23 protein-coding genes are annotated in these 17977 nt (G+C 47.1%); 19 read left to right on the top strand and 4 right to left on the bottom strand.

The features are described from left to right. The 4 genes from LKD36_RS02775 to LKD36_RS02760 all read left to right on the top strand — a co-directional run. Positions 1–1564: S-layer homology domain-containing protein (locus LKD36_RS02775; RefSeq protein ID WP_308458571.1), on the top strand; the 1564-nt coding region annotated here is incomplete at its 5' end. Positions 1565–2648: 1084 nt separating this feature from the next. Continuing rightward, positions 2649–3629, top strand: a complete 981-nt coding sequence (locus tag LKD36_RS02770; protein WP_308458570.1) for an SIR2 family NAD-dependent protein deacylase — start codon at positions 2649–2651, stop codon at positions 3627–3629. A 344-nt stretch (positions 3630–3973) separates the two neighbouring features. After that, positions 3974–4810: an SIR2 family NAD-dependent protein deacylase gene (locus tag LKD36_RS02765; RefSeq protein ID WP_308458569.1), complete on the top strand. Its 837-nt coding sequence runs from the start codon at positions 3974–3976 to the stop codon at positions 4808–4810. Beyond that, positions 4807–5151, top strand: a complete 345-nt coding sequence (locus LKD36_RS02760; RefSeq protein ID WP_308458568.1) for a TIGR04076 family protein — start codon at positions 4807–4809, stop codon at positions 5149–5151. The genes LKD36_RS02765 and LKD36_RS02760 overlap by 4 nt, the downstream gene beginning before the upstream one ends. Before the next feature lie 130 nt (positions 5152–5281). Here LKD36_RS02760 and LKD36_RS02755 read toward each other — a convergent pair whose 3' ends face one another. Further along, positions 5282–5635: a winged helix-turn-helix transcriptional regulator gene (locus LKD36_RS02755; RefSeq protein ID WP_308458567.1), complete on the bottom strand. Its 354-nt coding sequence runs from the start codon at positions 5633–5635 to the stop codon at positions 5282–5284. A 154-nt stretch (positions 5636–5789) separates the two neighbouring features. Here LKD36_RS02755 and LKD36_RS02750 point away from each other — a divergent pair, with 154 nt between their 5' ends. The 15 genes from LKD36_RS02750 to LKD36_RS02680 all read left to right on the top strand — a co-directional run bounded on the left by LKD36_RS02750 (position 5790) and on the right by LKD36_RS02680 (position 16657). Further along, entirely contained in the window at positions 5790–6293 is a 504-nt protein-coding gene (locus LKD36_RS02750) for a flavin reductase family protein (RefSeq protein WP_055187092.1), read from the top strand. 28 nt (positions 6294–6321) lie between these two features. Then, positions 6322–7011 carry a radical SAM mobile pair protein A gene (locus LKD36_RS02745; RefSeq protein ID WP_308458566.1) on the top strand — a complete coding sequence of 230 codons (690 nt, stop codon included), beginning with the start codon at positions 6322–6324 and terminating at the stop codon, positions 7009–7011. Continuing rightward, on the top strand, positions 6999–7916 hold the full coding sequence (locus LKD36_RS02740; protein WP_308458565.1) for a radical SAM mobile pair protein B: 918 nt from the start codon (positions 6999–7001) through the stop codon (positions 7914–7916). The genes LKD36_RS02745 and LKD36_RS02740 overlap by 13 nt, the downstream gene beginning before the upstream one ends. A gap of 279 nt (positions 7917–8195) precedes the next feature. Continuing rightward, positions 8196–8762, top strand: a complete 567-nt coding sequence (locus LKD36_RS02735) for a DNA-3-methyladenine glycosylase I (protein ID WP_308458564.1) — start codon at positions 8196–8198, stop codon at positions 8760–8762. 5 nt (positions 8763–8767) lie between these two features. After that, the gene (locus LKD36_RS02730) at positions 8768–9178 is read left to right on the top strand and encodes a peptide deformylase (protein ID WP_308458563.1); all 411 of its coding nucleotides are present in this window, start codon (positions 8768–8770) and stop codon (positions 9176–9178) included. Between the two features lie 113 nt (positions 9179–9291). After that, entirely contained in the window at positions 9292–9675 is a 384-nt protein-coding gene (locus LKD36_RS02725) for a VOC family protein (protein WP_308458562.1), read from the top strand. Between the two features lie 96 nt (positions 9676–9771). Then, positions 9772–10401 (top strand): TetR/AcrR family transcriptional regulator, encoded by a 630-nt coding sequence (locus tag LKD36_RS02720; protein WP_308458561.1) that lies wholly within the window; start codon positions 9772–9774, stop codon positions 10399–10401. After that, on the top strand, positions 10398–10592 hold the full coding sequence (locus LKD36_RS02715; RefSeq protein WP_120041782.1) for a cysteine-rich KTR domain-containing protein: 195 nt from the start codon (positions 10398–10400) through the stop codon (positions 10590–10592). The genes LKD36_RS02720 and LKD36_RS02715 overlap by 4 nt, the downstream gene beginning before the upstream one ends. A 51-nt stretch (positions 10593–10643) precedes the next feature. Beyond that, positions 10644–11054 carry a hypothetical protein gene (locus LKD36_RS02710; RefSeq protein WP_308458560.1) on the top strand — a complete coding sequence of 137 codons (411 nt, stop codon included), beginning with the start codon at positions 10644–10646 and terminating at the stop codon, positions 11052–11054. A 65-nt stretch (positions 11055–11119) separates the two neighbouring features. Further along, complete coding sequence (locus tag LKD36_RS02705) at positions 11120–11722, top strand: GNAT family N-acetyltransferase (protein ID WP_308458559.1); 603 nt, start codon at positions 11120–11122, stop codon at positions 11720–11722. 138 nt (positions 11723–11860) lie between these two features. Beyond that, positions 11861–12148: a nucleotidyltransferase family protein gene (locus tag LKD36_RS02700; protein WP_308458558.1), complete on the top strand. Its 288-nt coding sequence runs from the start codon at positions 11861–11863 to the stop codon at positions 12146–12148. Continuing rightward, the gene (locus tag LKD36_RS02695; RefSeq protein ID WP_118770624.1) at positions 12132–12539 is read left to right on the top strand and encodes an HI0074 family nucleotidyltransferase substrate-binding subunit; all 408 of its coding nucleotides are present in this window, start codon (positions 12132–12134) and stop codon (positions 12537–12539) included. The genes LKD36_RS02700 and LKD36_RS02695 overlap by 17 nt, the downstream gene beginning before the upstream one ends. Before the next feature lie 54 nt (positions 12540–12593). After that, positions 12594–13343, top strand: coding sequence for a GNAT family N-acetyltransferase (locus LKD36_RS02690; RefSeq protein ID WP_308458557.1), 750 nt, complete (start codon positions 12594–12596; stop codon positions 13341–13343). Between the two features lie 299 nt (positions 13344–13642). Further along, positions 13643–14482 carry a BglG family transcription antiterminator LicT gene (gene licT / locus LKD36_RS02685; protein ID WP_308458556.1) on the top strand — a complete coding sequence of 280 codons (840 nt, stop codon included), beginning with the start codon at positions 13643–13645 and terminating at the stop codon, positions 14480–14482. A gap of 12 nt (positions 14483–14494) precedes the next feature. After that, on the top strand, positions 14495–16657 hold the full coding sequence (locus tag LKD36_RS02680; protein ID WP_308458555.1) for a PTS transporter subunit IIABC: 2163 nt from the start codon (positions 14495–14497) through the stop codon (positions 16655–16657). A 15-nt stretch (positions 16658–16672) separates the two neighbouring features. On the opposite strand, the gene LKD36_RS02675 is transcribed toward LKD36_RS02680, so the two are convergent. From LKD36_RS02675 to LKD36_RS02665, 3 genes are read right to left on the bottom strand one after another with little or no spacing between them, the layout of a single operon-like run. Then, positions 16673–17182, bottom strand: coding sequence for a hypothetical protein (locus tag LKD36_RS02675; protein ID WP_308458554.1), 510 nt, complete (start codon positions 17180–17182; stop codon positions 16673–16675). 28 nt (positions 17183–17210) lie between these two features. Next, on the bottom strand, positions 17211–17396 hold the full coding sequence (locus LKD36_RS02670; protein ID WP_308458553.1) for a hypothetical protein: 186 nt from the start codon (positions 17394–17396) through the stop codon (positions 17211–17213). After that, the gene (locus tag LKD36_RS02665) at positions 17380–17766 is read right to left on the bottom strand and encodes a zinc finger domain-containing protein (protein WP_308458552.1); all 387 of its coding nucleotides are present in this window, start codon (positions 17764–17766) and stop codon (positions 17380–17382) included. Before LKD36_RS02665 ends, LKD36_RS02670 begins: the two co-directional genes overlap by 17 nt. Positions 17767–17977 lie beyond the last annotated feature (211 nt).

Here is a 17977-nt window from a genome sequence, read left to right as displayed (position 1 = left end):
TTCGTCCAGCGGCGAAGGCAGTTCCTCCTCCGGTGGTTCGTCCAGCGGCGAAGGCGGTTCCTCCTCCGGTGGTTCGTCCAGCAGCGGGGGCGATTCCTCCTCCAGTGGTTCGTCCAGCGGCAGCTCCGGCAATTCCGGCGGAACCAATCAGCCCGGTAGTGCCAAAACGGATGCCCCGGTTACCAGCGAAACGCAGCCAATGAAGCCGGATGCAAACGGCAATGCGGCAGTGGACAACAGCTCTGTCCAGTCCGCCATCGACAAGGCCAAACAGGATGCGAAAAAGAACGGCACCACAGAGAACGGGATTGCCGTTACCGTTCCCATCACCTCGGCGGCAGGCCAGACCTCTTTTAACGTGACCATCAAGGCGCAGACATTGGATCTGCTGATCAAAGAAAAAGTCCGGCAGTTTACCGTTGCAACAGATCATCTGGTTTCAGTCAATATCGGGCTGGATACTCTGAAGCAGCTGGATGCCGCCTCTGCTGGAGGGGACATCATTCTCCGGGCAGATAAGGTGGATGCGCTGCGTTCTACCGAGACCAAAGCCGCCATAGAAACAAGACCGGCCTATGACCTGTCGCTGGTGTACCTCTCCGGCGGCAAAGAGACGCCGATTACCAGCCTGAATGGACATACCATCTCGGTGCGTTTGCCCTACGCACCGGCAAAGGGTGAGCAGACCGGTAATCTCTATGCAGTCTATGTAGACGACGCGGGCAAGGTGGAATGGATCACCAAATCCAGCTACAATGCCAGCCTGAAAGCGGTGGTTTTTGAAACCGGTCATTTCAGCGTTTACGGCGTGGGCTACAAAACTTTTGTCCCGGCCTTTACCGACATTACCGGCCACTGGGCAGCAGATAACATCCTCTTTGCAGCCAGCCGGGGACTGCTCTCCGGCATCAGCGACACCACCTTCAGCCCCAACACCGGCATGACCAGAGGAATGTTCGTCACCGCCCTGGGGCGGCTGGCGGGCATCAACCCGGACAGCTACAAAACCGGAAAATTCACTGATGTGAAAGCCGACGCTTACTATGCGCCCTATGTGAACTGGGCGGCGCAGACCGGCATTGTGGAGGGTGTTACCGCCACCACCTTTGCGCCGGATACCAACATCAACCGGGAACAGATGGCGGTCATCATGGCAAATTATGCCAAAAAGTTGGGCTATGATCTGCCCCAGACCTTAAAGGCTGTGACCTTTGCGGACAACGCAAACATCAGCAGCTGGGCGAAGGATGCGGTCGGAGCCATGCAGCAGGCGGGCATCCTGACTGGCAAGGCAAATAACCGCTTTAACCCCAAGGGAACCGCCGTCCGCGCCGAAGTCGCCACCGTCCTGCGGCGGTTTGTGGAGATCGTCATTGACCCGCAGACCGCAAATGGCTGGCAACAGAATGACAGCGGCCAGTGGAGCTATTACAGAAATGGGAAGCCAGTGAAGGGCTGGCTCTCCGACGACCAGAAGTGGTACTACTTCTACACAGACGGGACGATGGCGGCGAATACCACCATTGACGGATATACCATCGGCTCGGATGGTGCAAGAAAGTAACCTACAATAAAAAACGATTTGCCCGTATATCAGCGGACAAAGATAAACGCGGTCGGGTATCCAAAACCCCACCGCGTTTATTTTTTCTCTTGTTTTTCTCTGGTGTCCAGCATTTTATCAATCAGGGCAAGTAAAAATTCCTGATCCCGCTGACTGCATTGCAGGATTAAACGCTGGATACGGTCAATAGTTTCACTTCCTCGCTCCATCTGTGGAGCAAGAATTCCATCAAATGAAGCACCCCAAACGAGAAAACAATTTGTTGTCTTTTTTTAGACACTCTCCGTCACCTCACACAATATTATTTTACGATTTGCCAATATTATGTGAAATGATTGCAGAGTAGCTTTTTTATAGCTACTATCCGTTCCTTATTTTGGCCTAAGGAGGGAGCTGATGCTATACAAAGAAAATAGCCTGCCTGCTTTCGGCAGGCGTTCTTAACAAAGAAACCTGGCTATAAAATTGCGCCAGAAATAAAAAAATTTAGCTCCCGTTCATGGCGTTTGCTGCGGTGCGCCATGACCCTGTTGCAAGTCCGCAGGACGGGACCCCTATCAAACAGGTGAGCGACAAAACCAGGCTGCGAAACAGGTGTGGCAGCCTGTGGACGAGGATGCACAGGCAGGATAATGAGACTCTCCAAACTGGAGAATCTGATAAAAGCCGATGTTCAGAAAGAAACTGTGACTTGAAAACCTCCTAACAGGCAGACAGAAAGAAGTAAGCGCGGCATAATGAGGTTGGACTTCAATATCGTGTTTGATTGCCGAATAGGAGGTATTTATGTATTATCAGTCAAACACCGCTGCCGCGCTTCAACTCCCTTCGCCTATGCGAAAGCTCCTTTTCTGCATACCTTACAGAAGAATTTTTGTCCCAAATGGAAGAGTTTCTGAAAATCAATCCGTCATAAACGCTGCAAGAGCATCCCTTCTAACTTCGTGTGATATTTCATTGTCTGATCTCCTTTTTACTTTGATGTTATTTTTATTATAACAACATGTTGACAGTGACGTAAGAGGATGCTAAGATAGTTTGAAGTAATAATAAAAATAACACCAACTTGAAAGGAATGGTGACAATGAACTTCTATGATGATTTGGTCATGCAGACCCAGATGAATTATTCCAGGCACTATCCTATTTATGCTTCCGGCAGTACGCCTTATCAGCTGACTGACAAAAAGCCGCTTCCGTATGGCGAACAGATCGATCGGTTGGTACAGGAGGTAAAGAAAGCTGACTGTGTGGTAGTGGGCGGAGCCTCCGGCCTGTCCGCTGCCGGTGGCGGAGATTTTTACTACGAGGACAACGACTCCTACCGCAAATACTTCCGCCCTTTTGCCGAGAAGTACCACTTCAAAGGTGCTTTTGCAGGGATGATGCACCCCTGGAAGACAAGGGAAGAGTATTGGGGGTATCTCGCCACCTTCCTTCACACCACCCAGACCGCACCTGTGCGTCATTCCTATTTGGATTTAGACGCTTTGCTGAAAGGCAAGGACTTCTTCGTCCTCACCACTAACCAGGATACCCAGTTTGTCAAACTCTACCAGGAGGAGAAGGTGGCGGAAATCCAGGGAGAGCACCGGTTCTTCCAGTGCGCCGCCTGTTGTACCGATGACACCTGGGATGCGGTAAAGCCGGTGGCTGATATGGTGGACGTTATGGGGGATGGCACGAAGATTCCCACGGATCTCATTCCCCGGTGCCCCCACTGCGGTGGTGAGGCATTCCCCTGGGTGCGAGGATATGGAAATTTCCTGCAAGGAAAGAAATACGAAGAACAGTACGAAAAAATTTCTCGCTATGTACTGGAACACAAAGATAGTAAGATTCTATTCCTGGAGCTGGGCGTTGGCCGAATGACTCCCATGTTTATCCAGGAGCCTTTCTGGAACCTGACCCTCAGCTTTCCACATGCCCGATATATTGCTGTCAACAACAAGTATGACTTCCTGCCCAAGCAGTTGGAGGACAAGGGCATGACCATTGTGGCCGACATTGCTCAAGTGCTAAAGGATGCACGGGACACCATGGGCAGCGGAGATAACGATCAATGAGGGTTGGAAGCCAAGCGGCGCTTCAGGAACTTGCCGAACGTATTGATCAAGCAGATGCGTTGTGATCGGAGGCGGCTCCGGCCTGTCAAGCGCGGCTGGATTCTACCATTGCTTTTCCAGCTATGGGGAACAGTGAGGGTATTACAGCCAATATATACGCTTCATGTGGGAAGCCCCTACTGGGCAGCCCTATTGTACATGTCTTAATCGAGAGGCATCTCATAGGCCAGAGCATCTGCGGGGACGCAGCCTGTATCTGCAAGGAGATTTGGCGGAAACTCTAGCTGCCCTTCGGCAGGAGCGATCCATCGCAGCAACCATAAAATAGAAAGGAGCGAACGAATATGATTGATTGGAATCCTATTGCGGAAAAATTCAGAGAAGCGGACGCTATCTTGATCGGAGCCAGTAACGGCTTGTCCATCACCGAAGGACTGCATTTGTTTGCGGACAATGCGGCCTTTGAAAGACTGTTTGGGGATTTTAAACGGAAGTACGGCCTTGGGTGCATTTTGCAGGGCATGATGGCCGGATGGCCCAGCGAGGAGGAAAAATGGGCCTTCTGGGCCCGGCTCATCCATCATTACTGCGGGCAGTACCAGCCTACGCCGGTGATGAACGATTTGAAGGCCATTGTGGGAGAGAAAGATTACTTTGTCGTCACATCAAACGGAGAAGGTCACTTTGAACTGTGTGGCTTTGATCCGACGAAAATCCATGAGATAGAGGGCAACTGGTTTACGATGCAGTGTGCCCGCCCCTGCCACGACACCCTCTATTCAAGTTTAGAGGTGGTCGAAAAATTATCGGCTGCCGAACAGGGCGGCCATGTGCCTGCAGAGTTGGTGCCGCGTTGTCCCAAGTGCGGAGGTCCCATGGACATCCACATGGGTGCGGGTCAGAGAATGATTCCGGATACCGCTGCCCAGGCACGGTTCCAAAACTTTCTGAAAACCTACCACGGGAAGAAACTGGTGGTTTTGGAGCTGGGCATTGGCTGGCGCAATCAGCTGATCAAGGCCCCGATGATGCGCCTGGTGGCCAGCGAGCCAAACGCCACTTATGTGACCATCAATCTGGGTGAGATCTACATTGCGGACAATATCAAAGAGAAGTCCTTCGGACTGGACGGACGGCTGGATGAGCTGCTGCATGCTCTCCGGGAGGCGTGCGAGGCATGACGATTCCGGAGCAAGTTCAAAATGATATACTAATGCATAAGAAGGTTAAAATCACTGTGCTGCGGACGGAATATTATCAGGAACTGGCAGAACAGTATGCAATTCCTAATTTGGGGAAGTGTCCTTTTCATCAGGAAGGTCAAGTGCTGTACAGCGATGGCATCAATCCACCGGATGGAATGTGTGGCGTTGCTTGGCAGGTGATTGCTCCCATGGCGCGTCAGTTATCCTTGGGGGAATTGGTTCAGCCGTCTGGCACTTGGCTCAATGATGATACGATTGGTGTGTTTGCATGTCCAGACGGCATCCGGCCTGTTATTTTTCTCTTGGAGGCGGAGTAAGGAATGCAATGGGCAGATAGAAAGATCCGATGTTATCTCAAAAGACTTGAGAATGCATAAAAAAGCCGGGAAGTTGGCTCAATGCCAATGCCTCCCGGCTATTATCTTGCAAATATTAATATAGTTAGAATCATGGTATATATTTCATTCCCCATTGGGAAATGGCGTAAAAGACCGGCAGCAGGTCACGACCTTTCTCAGTAAGGAAATATTCCACCCGCAAGGGCATCTCGTTGTATTGGATTCGCTGTATCAAATCATCGGCTTCCAACTCTTTGAGGGCATTTGTCAGCGCCGTATTTGTAATTGGCTTTAGCATCTTTTTCAGTTCCCCAAACCGCATGGGGCACTTGATGCACAGTTCATAGAGAATTTGGAGTTTCCATTTGCCCTGCAGCATTTGAACCACCGGCGTGACCGGGCAGTTTCCCTCGTCGGTTAGAATGACACTGCCAACCTTTTCTTTGAATTCTTCATAAGTCATAATTGGATCGTTCCTCGTCTTTTGCGGTATATTTTTTGATACCAGGTACAAATAATTTGCGTACTTGAACAAAAATTGCTATCAGATATAATAAATATATCACTGGTTGACCATGCAGTCAACGACTGAAATTTCTTGAAAAGGTCTGAATTTTATGAAAGAACTGAACATTATGGAGGCTACTGTTCTGACCTCCCCAAATCCGCTGACACTGATCTGCTCTAAAAAGGAGGATGGTTCTACGAACCTGGCTCCCATTTGCTTTGTGTCTTACCTCTCCTTCAATCCGCCTATGGTGGGCTTCGCCACTGGCAAACAGTCCCACACCGGCAAGCGTGTGCGTGAGACCGGCAAAGTCATCGTCACTGTTCCCGGTGAGAGTCTGGCTGGCGCAGTAATGGCCTGCGGAGCGTCTACCGGTGCCGAGACCGACAAGGTGGCCGCCAACAACATCGAGATGATGGCTGTGGAGGGCAGTGACATTCAGATTCCGGCGGATACCCGGCTGGCGATGGTGGCCACCCTGCAGCAGTCGGTGGAGGTAGGCGACCATATCCTGCACATCTGTCAGGTGGACAAGTTCCTGGGCGATGAGGACAAGAAGGGCCTGTATGCTTGGAACGGCTTCGGGAAAGTTGCACCTGCGGCAGAAGGCTAAATCTTAAAACGGTAAGGAGGCATCAGCGGTGGCTGTTTGTATTAAAGACTGTATTCAAAACATGAATCTGGTGATCGGCTGTACGATCGGTTGCAGCTACTGCTACGCCAGAAACAATGTTCGTCGGTTTCACATGATCGACGACTTTGAAAAGCCGGAGTTTTTTTCAAATAAGCTGCGGCTGATGGAGAAAAAGCGCCCACAAAATTTTCTGCTCACCGGCATGAGCGATTTTTCCCACTGGAAGCCAGAGTGGCGGGAACAGATATTTGACAAGATGACTGAAAACCCACAGCATCAGTATCTGTTCTTGACTAAGAGACCGGAGGGCATCGTCTTTTCCACCCCATTAGACAACGCTTGGTTTGGTGTAACTGTTACCTCCAGTAAAGAGAAAAACCGTATCCGGACTTTGCGGGAGCATATCCATGGCGGACATTATCATGTGACCTTTGAACCTATGTTTGATGATGTTGGCATGGTAGACCTTACCGGAATTGAGTGGATCGTCATTGGGACTGAGACCGGACATAGGAAGGGCAAAGCTGTATCGAAACCGGAATGGGTGTGGAACCTGACACATCAGGCCCATGCGCTAGGCATCCCTGTATTCATGAAGGAAGATCTACTTCCTATTATGGGAGAGGCACAAATGGTACAAGAATTTCCCCCGGCGTTTTACCGGGTATTGGAGGAACAGAAGACATGGCGGAAGTAAAAGAGAGCAGCATTCTGATTCAGGATGTAGAAACCAAAAATATTATGACAAAATCCACCCTGCCGGTGGGAGGCTATTCCGTCAATCCTTATGTGGGCTGTACCCATGGCTGCAAATACTGCTACGCCTCGTTTATGAAGCGATTTACCGGGCACACCGAACCGTGGGGTACATTCCTGGATGTGAAACATTGGCCGGCAATCAAAAATCCGCAAAAGTACAAAGGGCAGCGCGTAGTCATCGGTTCAGTGACCGATGGCTATCTGCCCCAGGAGGCTCAGTTTCAGAACACCCGAAAGCTTCTTGAGCAGCTCCGGGGCAGCGAGGCAGAAATTCTCATCTGTACCAAGTCAGACTTGGTAATCCGCGACATCGACCTCCTGAAAGAACTGGGAAAGGTCACAGTTTCCTGGTCGATCAATACGCTGGACGAGGATTTCAAAAACGATATGGACAATGCCGTCAGCATTAAGCGACGGCTGGATGCCATGAAGCAGGTTTATGACGCAGGTATCCGCACCGTATGCTTTATTGCTCCGGTTTTTCCCGGTATCACGGATTTTGAGGCTATCTTCCATCAGGTCAGAAATCAGTGCGACCTGGTATGGCTGGAAAATCTAAACCTGCGAGGCGGATTCAAAAAAGACATCCTTGACTATATACGTAAAAAACATCCTGACTTGGTTCCGCTGTACGACGCTATCTACAACAAGAGGGACAGAAGCTACTTCCGTGGTTTGGAGGATCAAGCGGAACGGCTGGCGAAAGAAAACAGCTGTCCCTTCGTGGACAACGAGCTGCCCTACGGACGAGCAGAGCCTGGGCACCCGGTCATTGTGGATTACTTTTACCATGAGGAAGTGCGTGGCTCGGAAAACACCGGGCGACGCAACCCCAAAAAATAATTTGTGAAATAAATGGGTTCTGACATGGAGCTGTGCTTCAATGTCAGAACCTTTTTTCATGAATGTAAGCTGGTTTATACGATGGACTTCAAGGTGACTCCGCACATGCTGCGGCATACTCGGTTTCACTGACTGAACGTCGTTGCCGCTTTTCAGTAAATAAATCAGGTTTCCCTCCTGTATTGCATATGGTAATATGTAAGTCATAGGTAACAAACATTATTTGAAATTCCTAAGAGTTTTAAAAAGTTGAAAATGCAGAATTGGGGAGAATAAGGAATGAAGTGGGCAGACGGAAAGATACGGTGTTGCTGGGCAAATCCGAAAAATGAACGATACATCCGTTATCATGACGAGGAATGGGGCGTACCGGTGCATGATGACCGGAAGCTTTTTGAAATGCTGATATTGGAGTGCTTTCAGGCAGGCCTGTCCTGGGAATGTGTTCTGAATAAGCGAGCTGCGTTTCGTGAAGCCTTTGACGGCTTCGATGTGGAGAAGGTTTGTGCCTATAATGAGGAAAAGCTGGAAGCACTGAGGAACAATTCCCATATCATACGCAATCGCCTGAAAATACAGGCTGCCGTTACCAATGCACAGGTATTCCACGAAATCCAGAAGGAATACGACAGCTTTTCAGATTACCTCTGGCATTGGACAGACGGCAGGGTGATTCAGGAAACAGGAAAAACAAGTTCGGAATTGTCCGATGTAATTTCCAAAGACTTAAAGAAGCGAGGCATGAAATTTGTGGGCACCACAGTGGTTTATGCATATCTGCAGGCCATCGGTGTGATCTGGTCGCATGAGGATGAGTGTTTTTTCAGGAAAATGTTGGAGGTATAGACTATATGGTTAGAAAAATTATGCGGGATCCTTTTTTCCTCGCACAGAAGTCAGAGGATGCCACGGAAGCTGATCAGCAGGTAGTAGTTGATTTGCTGGATACACTTAGAGCAAACCTGGATTGCTGTGTTGGTATGGCGGCAAATATGATTGGTGTTCGAAAAAATATCATTGTTGTAACAGCGGGACCATTACAATTTGCCATGATCAATCCGGTTATTACGAAGAAAACAGGAGCATATCAGACGGAAGAGAGCTGTCTTTCACTGGATGGTGTGAGACCTTGCACACGATATAAAGAGATTGACGTAGATTATCTGGATCAGAACTTCAGAAAGCAGCATGGCAAGTATTCCGGCTGGACGGCACAGATTATTCAGCATGAAGTAGATCACTGCCGGGGCATTGTGATATGACGAAGGATGAATGGTCGATGTAAACTCACGCTTGAGTACGTCAATTATTGTCTTGCTGTCAGGAAAGATAGAAGTGTATAGAGGTATATGTGCGGACATTTTGGAGGTGGGTTATGAAAATAGAACACATTGCTTTATATGTAAAAGATCTGGAAACAGCCCGCAATTTCTTTGTGAAGTATCTGGGTGCAAAATCAAACGAAGGCTACCATAATTTGAAAACAAGTTTCCGCTCCTATTTTCTTTCGTTTGACGATGGGGCACGGCTTGAAATTATGAACAAGCCGGAAATGCCTGACTTTCCAAAGGAATTTGCTCGCACTGGGTATGCGCACATTGCATTCAGTGTAGGCAGCAAAGAAAAAGTGGATGCTTTGACTGCTGAACTGAAAGTGGACGGATATGAAGTAGTCAGCGGCCCCAGGACAACCGGGGATGGTTACTATGAAAGCTGTATTGTTGCAATCGAAGGCAATCAAATTGAAATTACAATTTGACCTTAATCAATCCGGATTTACATTAACTCTTGACAAGTAACCATTCGGTAACTATAATAAAGTTACCGAATGGTTACTTTTGTAAAGGAGATAATTATGGCAGAGGGTACAAAGGAACGGATTTTGAGAATCGCGCTGGAACTGTTTGCGCAGAACGGCTATCTGGGGACATCTATGAATGATATTGCAGGGCAGTTGGGATTTACGAAAGCTGCCTTATATAAGCACTATGCAAGCAAACAGGAAATCTTAGATAAGATTGTGGAACGAATGAACAAGATGGACTATGAGCGTGCTGAGGAGTATGAAATGCCGGAGACGGAACCAGACGGCTTTGCGGAAGCATATCTGCATACACCAATTCAAAAGATTCGCACATACAGCCTTGCCCAGTTTGATCATTGGACAAAGGAACCGTTTTCCTCCAATTTCCGCAAAATGCTGACGCTGGAGCAGTATCGTGATCCCAAGCTTGCACAGCTCTACCACGATTATCTGGCGGGTGGTCCTTTGGAGTACATGGCGGCCATCTTCCGCAAGTTGGTAGAGTCTGATGAGGACGCTATGCAGCTGGCGCTGGAATTCTATGGTCCAATGTATCTTTTATACAGTGTCTACGATGGTGCCGAGGAAAAAGAATCGGTTTCTTCTTTACTGGCTGCACATATTGATCACTTTATTGCCAGGGTTGAGTCTGATTATAGAAAGAAGGGGAGACCAACATGAAAGATGGCGAAGAAGAAAAACGCTGGGTCTTATGCCCGTGGTGTGGTGCCAAGACGCGCTTGCAGATACTGCGGGAGACAGAATTAGTAACTTTTCCTCTGTTTTGTCCCAAATGCAGGCATGAGAGTATTATCAACGCAAAAAATTTTATCATTGAAACCAAACAGCCAGACGCTAAGACGCAGTGCTGATCGCAAAGCCGATCATGCGCTGCGTCCTTTTTTGAAAGGAGGAAAGTGAGAATGAAACTCTATTTTGGAAATGCCATAACTACGGTGACAACTTTGATGCTCTTTGCCCTGCTGGGCTTTATCGGCTGGTCGGTCGTGAACCGCTCCAGTATTCAATATTGGGGGCGCAGGAGCACAGTTCTGCTGGTGTTTGGACTTGTGATATGTTGCTTTGCGGCAGCACGGGACGGGTTGGACAAGACCATTCAACACGCTATTGACGGCAGCTGTGCGCCGGGGCTGTTTCCACTCATCAGCGTGCCTACCATCGTTGGCTGTGTCGGCGCACTGTTGATTATTGTTGCTGCCATTGCTACGCCGATTGCAAAGACGCAAAAGATGCGCGAGGCTTGGTTCTATGTGATGTCGAGTGGTGTAGTGCTGAAAATCGTGACGATGGAGATTGCGCGGATCATTTTCTGAAGGGAAAAGGAAATGTGCCTGTGCCGATCATACAAAATTATTGATAAGAGAGAAGGAGAAAAGTTATGTCAGAAAAGAATATTATCATTCGTCTGGAAACGAAAGACGATTACAGAGCTGTTGAAAATCTGACCCGCGAGGCATTCTGGAATGTTTACCGGCCCGGCTGTATGGAGCATTATGTACTGCACTGCTATCGGGATGACCCGGCATTTGTGCCGGAGCTGGACTTCGTGATGGAGCTGAACGGCGAGCTGATCGGGCAGGTCATCTATGTGCGGTCGGAGATCGACTGTGACGATGGACGAAAGGTGCCGATCATGACCTTCGGTCCTATTGGCATCGCACCCGCATACAAGCGGCAGGGCTACGGAAAGCAGTTGCTCGACTATTCCATGGAAAAAGCGAAGGAAATGGGTGCAGGGGCTCTTGCCATTACCGGCAATATTGACTTTTACGGCAAGTCTGGCTTTGTTCCGGCCAAAAGCAAGGGCGTGTGCTATGCCGACGACCCGGAGGCGGACTATTTCCTCATCAAAGAACTGAAACCCGGATTTCTTGAAGGAATCTCCGGTACTTACAAAGACCCCGAGGGGTATTTTGTCTGTGAGAAAGACCCGGAGGGGGTTGAACAGTTTGAAGCCACCTTCCAGCAAAAGAAATGCTGATAGTGGATAAGGTTGACAGCAAAATTGGCAGCATTGTGAACCTTCATTGTACTTTCCACTAGAATCCATTATAATAGACTCAAATTAAAACGCTTTTTCTGATGAGATGGCCATACAGAATAAGGATGGTGGAAATAAATGGAAAAACTAATGTGGCTGAAAGCCGAAAAAATAATAGAGGAAGTTGCAAGAATCTGTCATTCTTTCTGTGCAAAAGAGGTGATCTTATATGGTTCCAGAGCAAAAGGGACTGCACAGGAGCGCAGTGATATTGATATTGCAGTATCTGGCGTTGAGGATTTTGAGTCGTTGACTGAACAAATTGAGAATCTGCCAACACTTTTCAGCGTGGATATCGTAAATATGGATACCTGCAGGAATCAATTATTATTGGAGGATATCAGACAATATGGACGCAAAATTTGAAAGACGCTTTCTCTCGTTTTATAACTCATTAGACGCACTGGCAGAAGCAAGGCAGCGAGATCTTAGCGATTCCTTTGTTTTAAGCGGAACCAGTGCAAAATTCAGTATTACTTTCGACCTTGCATGGAAAGTTATGAAGGATATATTAGTACAATATTATGCAATAACTGGTTTTGTCACGGGTTCTCCGCGAGAAGTTCTTCGGGAATCTTTTAAGGCAAATCTGATTTCTGATGACACGTGGATGGAAATGCTGAATGTGAGAAATGAATTAGCACATGATTATGATGGTGAAATTGTTAAGACGCACTGCCATGCAATCGTGGAAACGTATATTGACTTATTTTATGATTTTCGTAAATACGTAGAAAAATTATTACATGAGATATAACTTTCGGTTGTTGGACTGAAAACATAAAAGGATGTGTCGTGGAGGTGCCGAGCTATGAATTATATCCATATCACAAAGGAAAACATCGATAGAGAGCACATCTGCTGCGCTATGTCCGGCAAGCAGAGTGTTGCGAAAAAGGAATGGCTGAGGCAGCGTTTTGATGATGGGCTTGTTTTCTACCGCAGCGAGGAGCGCGGCAAATGCTTTATCGAATACATTCCGGCTGAAAACGCCTGGATGCCTATTGCGGCAGATGGTTATCTTTATATTAACTGCTTATGGGTATCCGGCTCCATGAAAGGACACGGATATTCTAATGATCTGCTGGAGGCGTGCATCCGTGATGCCAAGGCGCAGGGAAAGAAAGGTATTTGCATTCTGTGTGCAGAAGGCCGCAAGCGGGAATTTCTAGCTGACCCGAAATTCCTTACTTACAAGGGATTCCGTGTGGCAGATATATCCGACTGCGGAATCAATCTTATGTTCTTGCCTCTTATAGAGGGTGCAGAGTTGCCAAAATTTAAGGACTGTGCCAAGACCCCCAAGGCAGACGAAAAAGGCTTTGTCCTCTACTACACCGACCAGTGCCCTTACACTTACTATTGGGTACCAAGGGTGCAGGAAGTGGCGAAGGAACATGGCATCCCGTTCAAGGCCATTCATATCATTGACAAAGAATCCGCACAGAATGTACCTGCGCCAGTGACGACATATGCCTTATTCTGGGACGGCCAATTTCTGACACAGAGTATCCAGTCAGATAAAAAGTTTCTGGCACTGGTGGATCGTCTGTGTCGGTAAAGCAGTAGACCGCTTTGCAGCTTGCGAATGCTCATATCGCGTCGCCGCTGCTTTGCTACAATATATTGCATAAAATAAGAACTACTTTTTTGTGTAAAATATCAATTGACGTAAAAAAATTTATTTGATATCCTTTGGATGTTTCAAAAAGAAAATATTTTTGGATTGTTACTGACAAAGCAGGCAAAACCAACTGAGAGAGAGCGGAAGCGTTCTTTCCGGTTGGTTTTTTTATTTTCAATATTTCATAGGTGGCCACTATGGAAAATGCCTGTATGCATGACACGGGGGAATTTTTAATGAAAATCATAAAGATCGTGAATAATAACATCGTCACTTCGCTGGACGAACAGAACAGGGAGATTATTGTCATGGGACGCGGTCTTGGTTTTGGGAGAAAGCCGGGCATGACCATTGATGATGGAAAGGTGGAGAAGGTTTTCCGGCTGAATTCCGCAGGAGAAAACCAGAAACTGGTGGATATTATCCAGGACATACCTCTGGAACATATCAAGGCGGCAGATCAGATCATCGAGTATGCAAAAAATATGTTGGGTGAAAAATTGAAAGAGACGATTTATCTGTCTCTGATCGATCATATTGATGGTGCCATTGAGCGATATGAGAATCAGATCCAATTTGCCAATCCGTTGCTCTGGGAGATTAAGCAGTATTATCCGTCTGAGTTCAAGGTGGGTGTGCAGAGCTTAAACATTTTAAAGAAAATGCTGGGAATCGAGCTTCCGGTGGATGAAGCAGCATTTATTGCTCTTCATTTTATCACGGCAGAATATGACACAAAGATGGATGTGACCTTTGATATTCCCAGATTGATTGATGACATTATTGCGATTGTGGAATCGGAGTTTTCTATTAAGATCAACAAAGAGTCGATTCACTACGAACGTTTTATCACGCATCTGAAATTTTTTGCGGCCCGCGTGTTGCAGGCAAAACAAATGCCGGATGATGACGATTTTCTGTTCCGGAATATGATCCGGGACCAGTATAAGGAGAGCTATGCATGTGCACAGAAGATCCGACAGCATCTGGGTGAATGCTACGGGGTGGAGATCAGTGAAGAAGAGGTGGTCTACCTGACCGTACACATTAAACGTGTGACCATGCATGTTGATTAACAGGAGGAAGAAATGAAAGATCAGATTTTTGGAGTTTTACAGAGGGTAGGTCGTTCCTTTATGCTGCCCATCGCTGTGCTTCCGGTAGCAGGTCTGCTGCTTGGAATTGGAAGTTCTTTTACAAATGCAACTATGATTGATACGTATGGATTGCAGGCAATCTTAGGAGAGGGAACCATATTAAACATGTTCCTGACGGTACTTAGCAAGGCTGGAAGTGCATTGTTTGACAATCTGCCAATGATCTTTGCGGTAGGATGTGCCATCGGTATGGCGAAAAAGGAAAAAGAGGTTGCGGCTCTTTCTGCTGTGATCGCTTATTTTACTATGAATGCGGCAGTCAATGCCATGCTGGTCAACAGCGGACAGATTCTGGATGATGGAAGTATCGCAGACTTTGTTATTCAGGGAACCATCACCAGTTCTGTAGGTATCCAGACATTGCAGATGGGTGTCTTTGGAGGTATTATTGTAGGCCTCGGTGTGGCGGCACTCCACAACCGTTTTTATACGATTGAACTACCAAGTGCACTGGCATTTTTCAGTGGAAGCCGTTTTGTTCCGATTATCAGCACCGTTGTATATGTACTGGTGGGAATCGGTATGTTTTTTGTGTGGCCGGTGGTTCAGAATGGAATCTATGCGCTGGGCGGACTGGTTACAGGAACCGGTTATCTGGGAACATTGATTTTCGGAATCATCAAACGTGCATTGATTCCATTTGGTCTGCACCATGTATTTTATCTTCCGTTCTGGCAGACCGGAGTGGGTGGTTCCATGGAAGTGGCAGGAAAAATGATTGAAGGTGGACAGAACATTTTCTTTGCACAGCTGGCAGATCCGTCCACCGTTCATTTCAGCGCAGATGCATGCCGGTATTTCTCCGGTGAATTTATTTTTATGATCTTTGGTCTGCCGGGGGCAGCACTGGCTATGTACCAGACTGCAAAGCCGGAGAAGAAAAAACAGGCAGGCGGACTTCTGCTTTCGGCAGCACTGGCATGTATGGCAACGGGTATTACGGAGCCGCTGGAGTTTTCTTTCCTGTTTGTAGCACCTATGCTGTTTGCCGTACAGGTGCTCCTGGCAGGAGCAGCTTATATGATTGCTCATATCCTGAACATTGCTGTCGGACTGACATTTTCCGGCGGACTTCTGGATTTGTTCCTGTTTGGTATTCTTCAGGGAAATGCAAAGACCAGCTGGCTTCGGATCATTCCGGTGGGAATCATTTATTTCCTGCTGTATTACGGTATCTTCAAATTCCTGATCCTCAAATTTGATCTGAAGACTCCGGGCCGGGAAGATGAAGATGTGGAGACCAAACTGTACACCAAAGCAGATTACAATGCAGCAAAGGAATCCGGTGTGAAAGGCGCAGAAGTCTCTGCACTGATCACTGCGGGCCTTGGAGGAAAATCCAATATTGAAGATGTGGACTGCTGTGCTACCAGACTTCGCTGTACCATCAAAGAACCAGCGAAAGTAGAGGAGGCACTGCTTAAGCAGAGTGGCTCCCGGGGTGTAATCTTAAAGGGAAAAGGAATTCAGGTCATTTATGGACCGCAGGTAGCGGTACTGAAAACAAATCTGGAAGCATTTTTACAGACAGCTGCGGCTGATCAGGTAAAACCTGAAGATTTTACCGGTATTTCCGGTAAAACAAACGACGAAAATACCAATACAGAAGCAACAGTAGAGAAAAAAGAGGAAAAGCAGATATCTGAGAAGGTGATCAAAAGTCCCATGAATGGAACTGTTATTCCATTATCAGAGGTGCAGGATGCAGTTTTTTCTTCTGAAATGCTTGGTAAAGGTTTTGGTGTGGAACCGTCAGAAGGAAAAGCCTACGCACCGGTGGACGGTGAGGTGACGACCGTTTTTGATACGAAACATGCCCTCGGTCTTATGAGTAAAAATGGTGTGGAACTGTTGATTCATATAGGAATGGATACGGTTAAATTAAATGGCAGAGGCTTTGATGTGAAGGTAAAGGCCGGTGATCAGGTGAAAGCAGGTGACCTGCTGGCAGAGTTTGATATGGACCTTATTAAAAGTGAAGGTTATCCGGTAACAACGGCAGTTGTAATAACTAACACAGATGACTGTGAAGCAATCGGTGAAGTCAAAACAGGTGCTGTTACGAAGGACACAGATGTTCTGACGGTTCTGTAAAGCAGCCTCTTCTAGCTACTGGCACAAATTTTTAGTAATGACTAATAGCCGGATGTATGTAACCATTACGGCCAATACCGGAAGAGATAAGGAACCTAAAAAGATAAACAAAATCAAGAAAATGTTTTCATAGTATGAAATCATAAGCCAGAGCATCAGAACACTCAAAAACAGTATTGTAAAAGCAAGGACAGCGAGCAGGATCATCCCTCCCCATAACTGTTTTCTGGTTGGAAGAATGATCTGAGAGGTAACATTTTCTTCCGCATCATCTGAATGCTTTCTCTGAAGTTTGTTCTGAATTGCCCTATAGCGCTTGATATTGCGAAGCACGACAGGCAGATTCAGAACAAACAGGAGAAGACAGATTCGACTTGACAGATCTGGATGAGCATGGCCGGCTAATGTAATCACAAATCCAAGGAAAAGTGAAAGTGATATGCTGACAGCAGCAAAAGTACCGGTCATTACCCCTAATTTCGAGTATATATCGATGTAATCATATTTCGTGTAAACTTTTTTCATATGAAGTCTCCAATCTCTATGTCTATTTTTATTTCTTTAATTCTTCCCAGTCCGGACCAAGCTGCAGGCTGCCGTCCGTGCTGGCTACAAAGGTATTCCCATTTTTATAGATATGATCATATTTCACGTCTGCCTGATAGGCATTCCCATAGGAATCACGGTAATGTTCTACGCCACGGATACCGTCGGTGGAGTGGTCATAGATGTGATCCATCTGGCGGCTGTGATCCTGGCAGGCCTGGTTTACGATATCTGAGGTCTGGGAAAGTGGCTCCCTGAAGCTGTATCTGCCGGGCGCGCTGGAGTTCCTCATCCTGAAGGGCAAAGTAGAGAGGACCGTACTTCAGCTCCTTCAGGAAACGGTCAAAGACAGCTTCACAGGAGGAAACGGCAGAGCCGGAGGAATGACAGAGAATCAGCGCACCTCGTCCGCCATAGTTGATGACATGGACGGAAATTTCCTGCTTGTTGTGAGATTTCAGAATGTATTCGGTGCCGCAATAGGGGCAGCGGATTCGTTCGGCGCCTTCTGCAACATGCATTGGACTTCCGCAGTTTCTGCATTTTACTTCCTGATATTCCATAGAATGATACTCCTTTCGGTGGTGATTATGATCTGGTTTGATACTGTTGTCTGTAGTCTAACATAAGCGAAAAAGGTCTTGCAGTTGACATGTGTTTCATTCCTGACCTGAAAATAAAAAATTGAAAAAACAGAAAAAAGAAGCAAGGGAAAAGATTGAGACGAATGTCACCTTGTCTGCATGAGACTTTTGTTTATAATAAAATTATCAG

The sequence above is a fragment of the Hominiventricola filiformis genome (assembly GCF_020686965.1).
GTDB classification, from domain to species: domain Bacteria; phylum Bacillota; class Clostridia; order Lachnospirales; family Lachnospiraceae; genus Hominiventricola; species Hominiventricola filiformis.
This window is presented reverse-complemented; position numbering and strand designations above follow the sequence as displayed.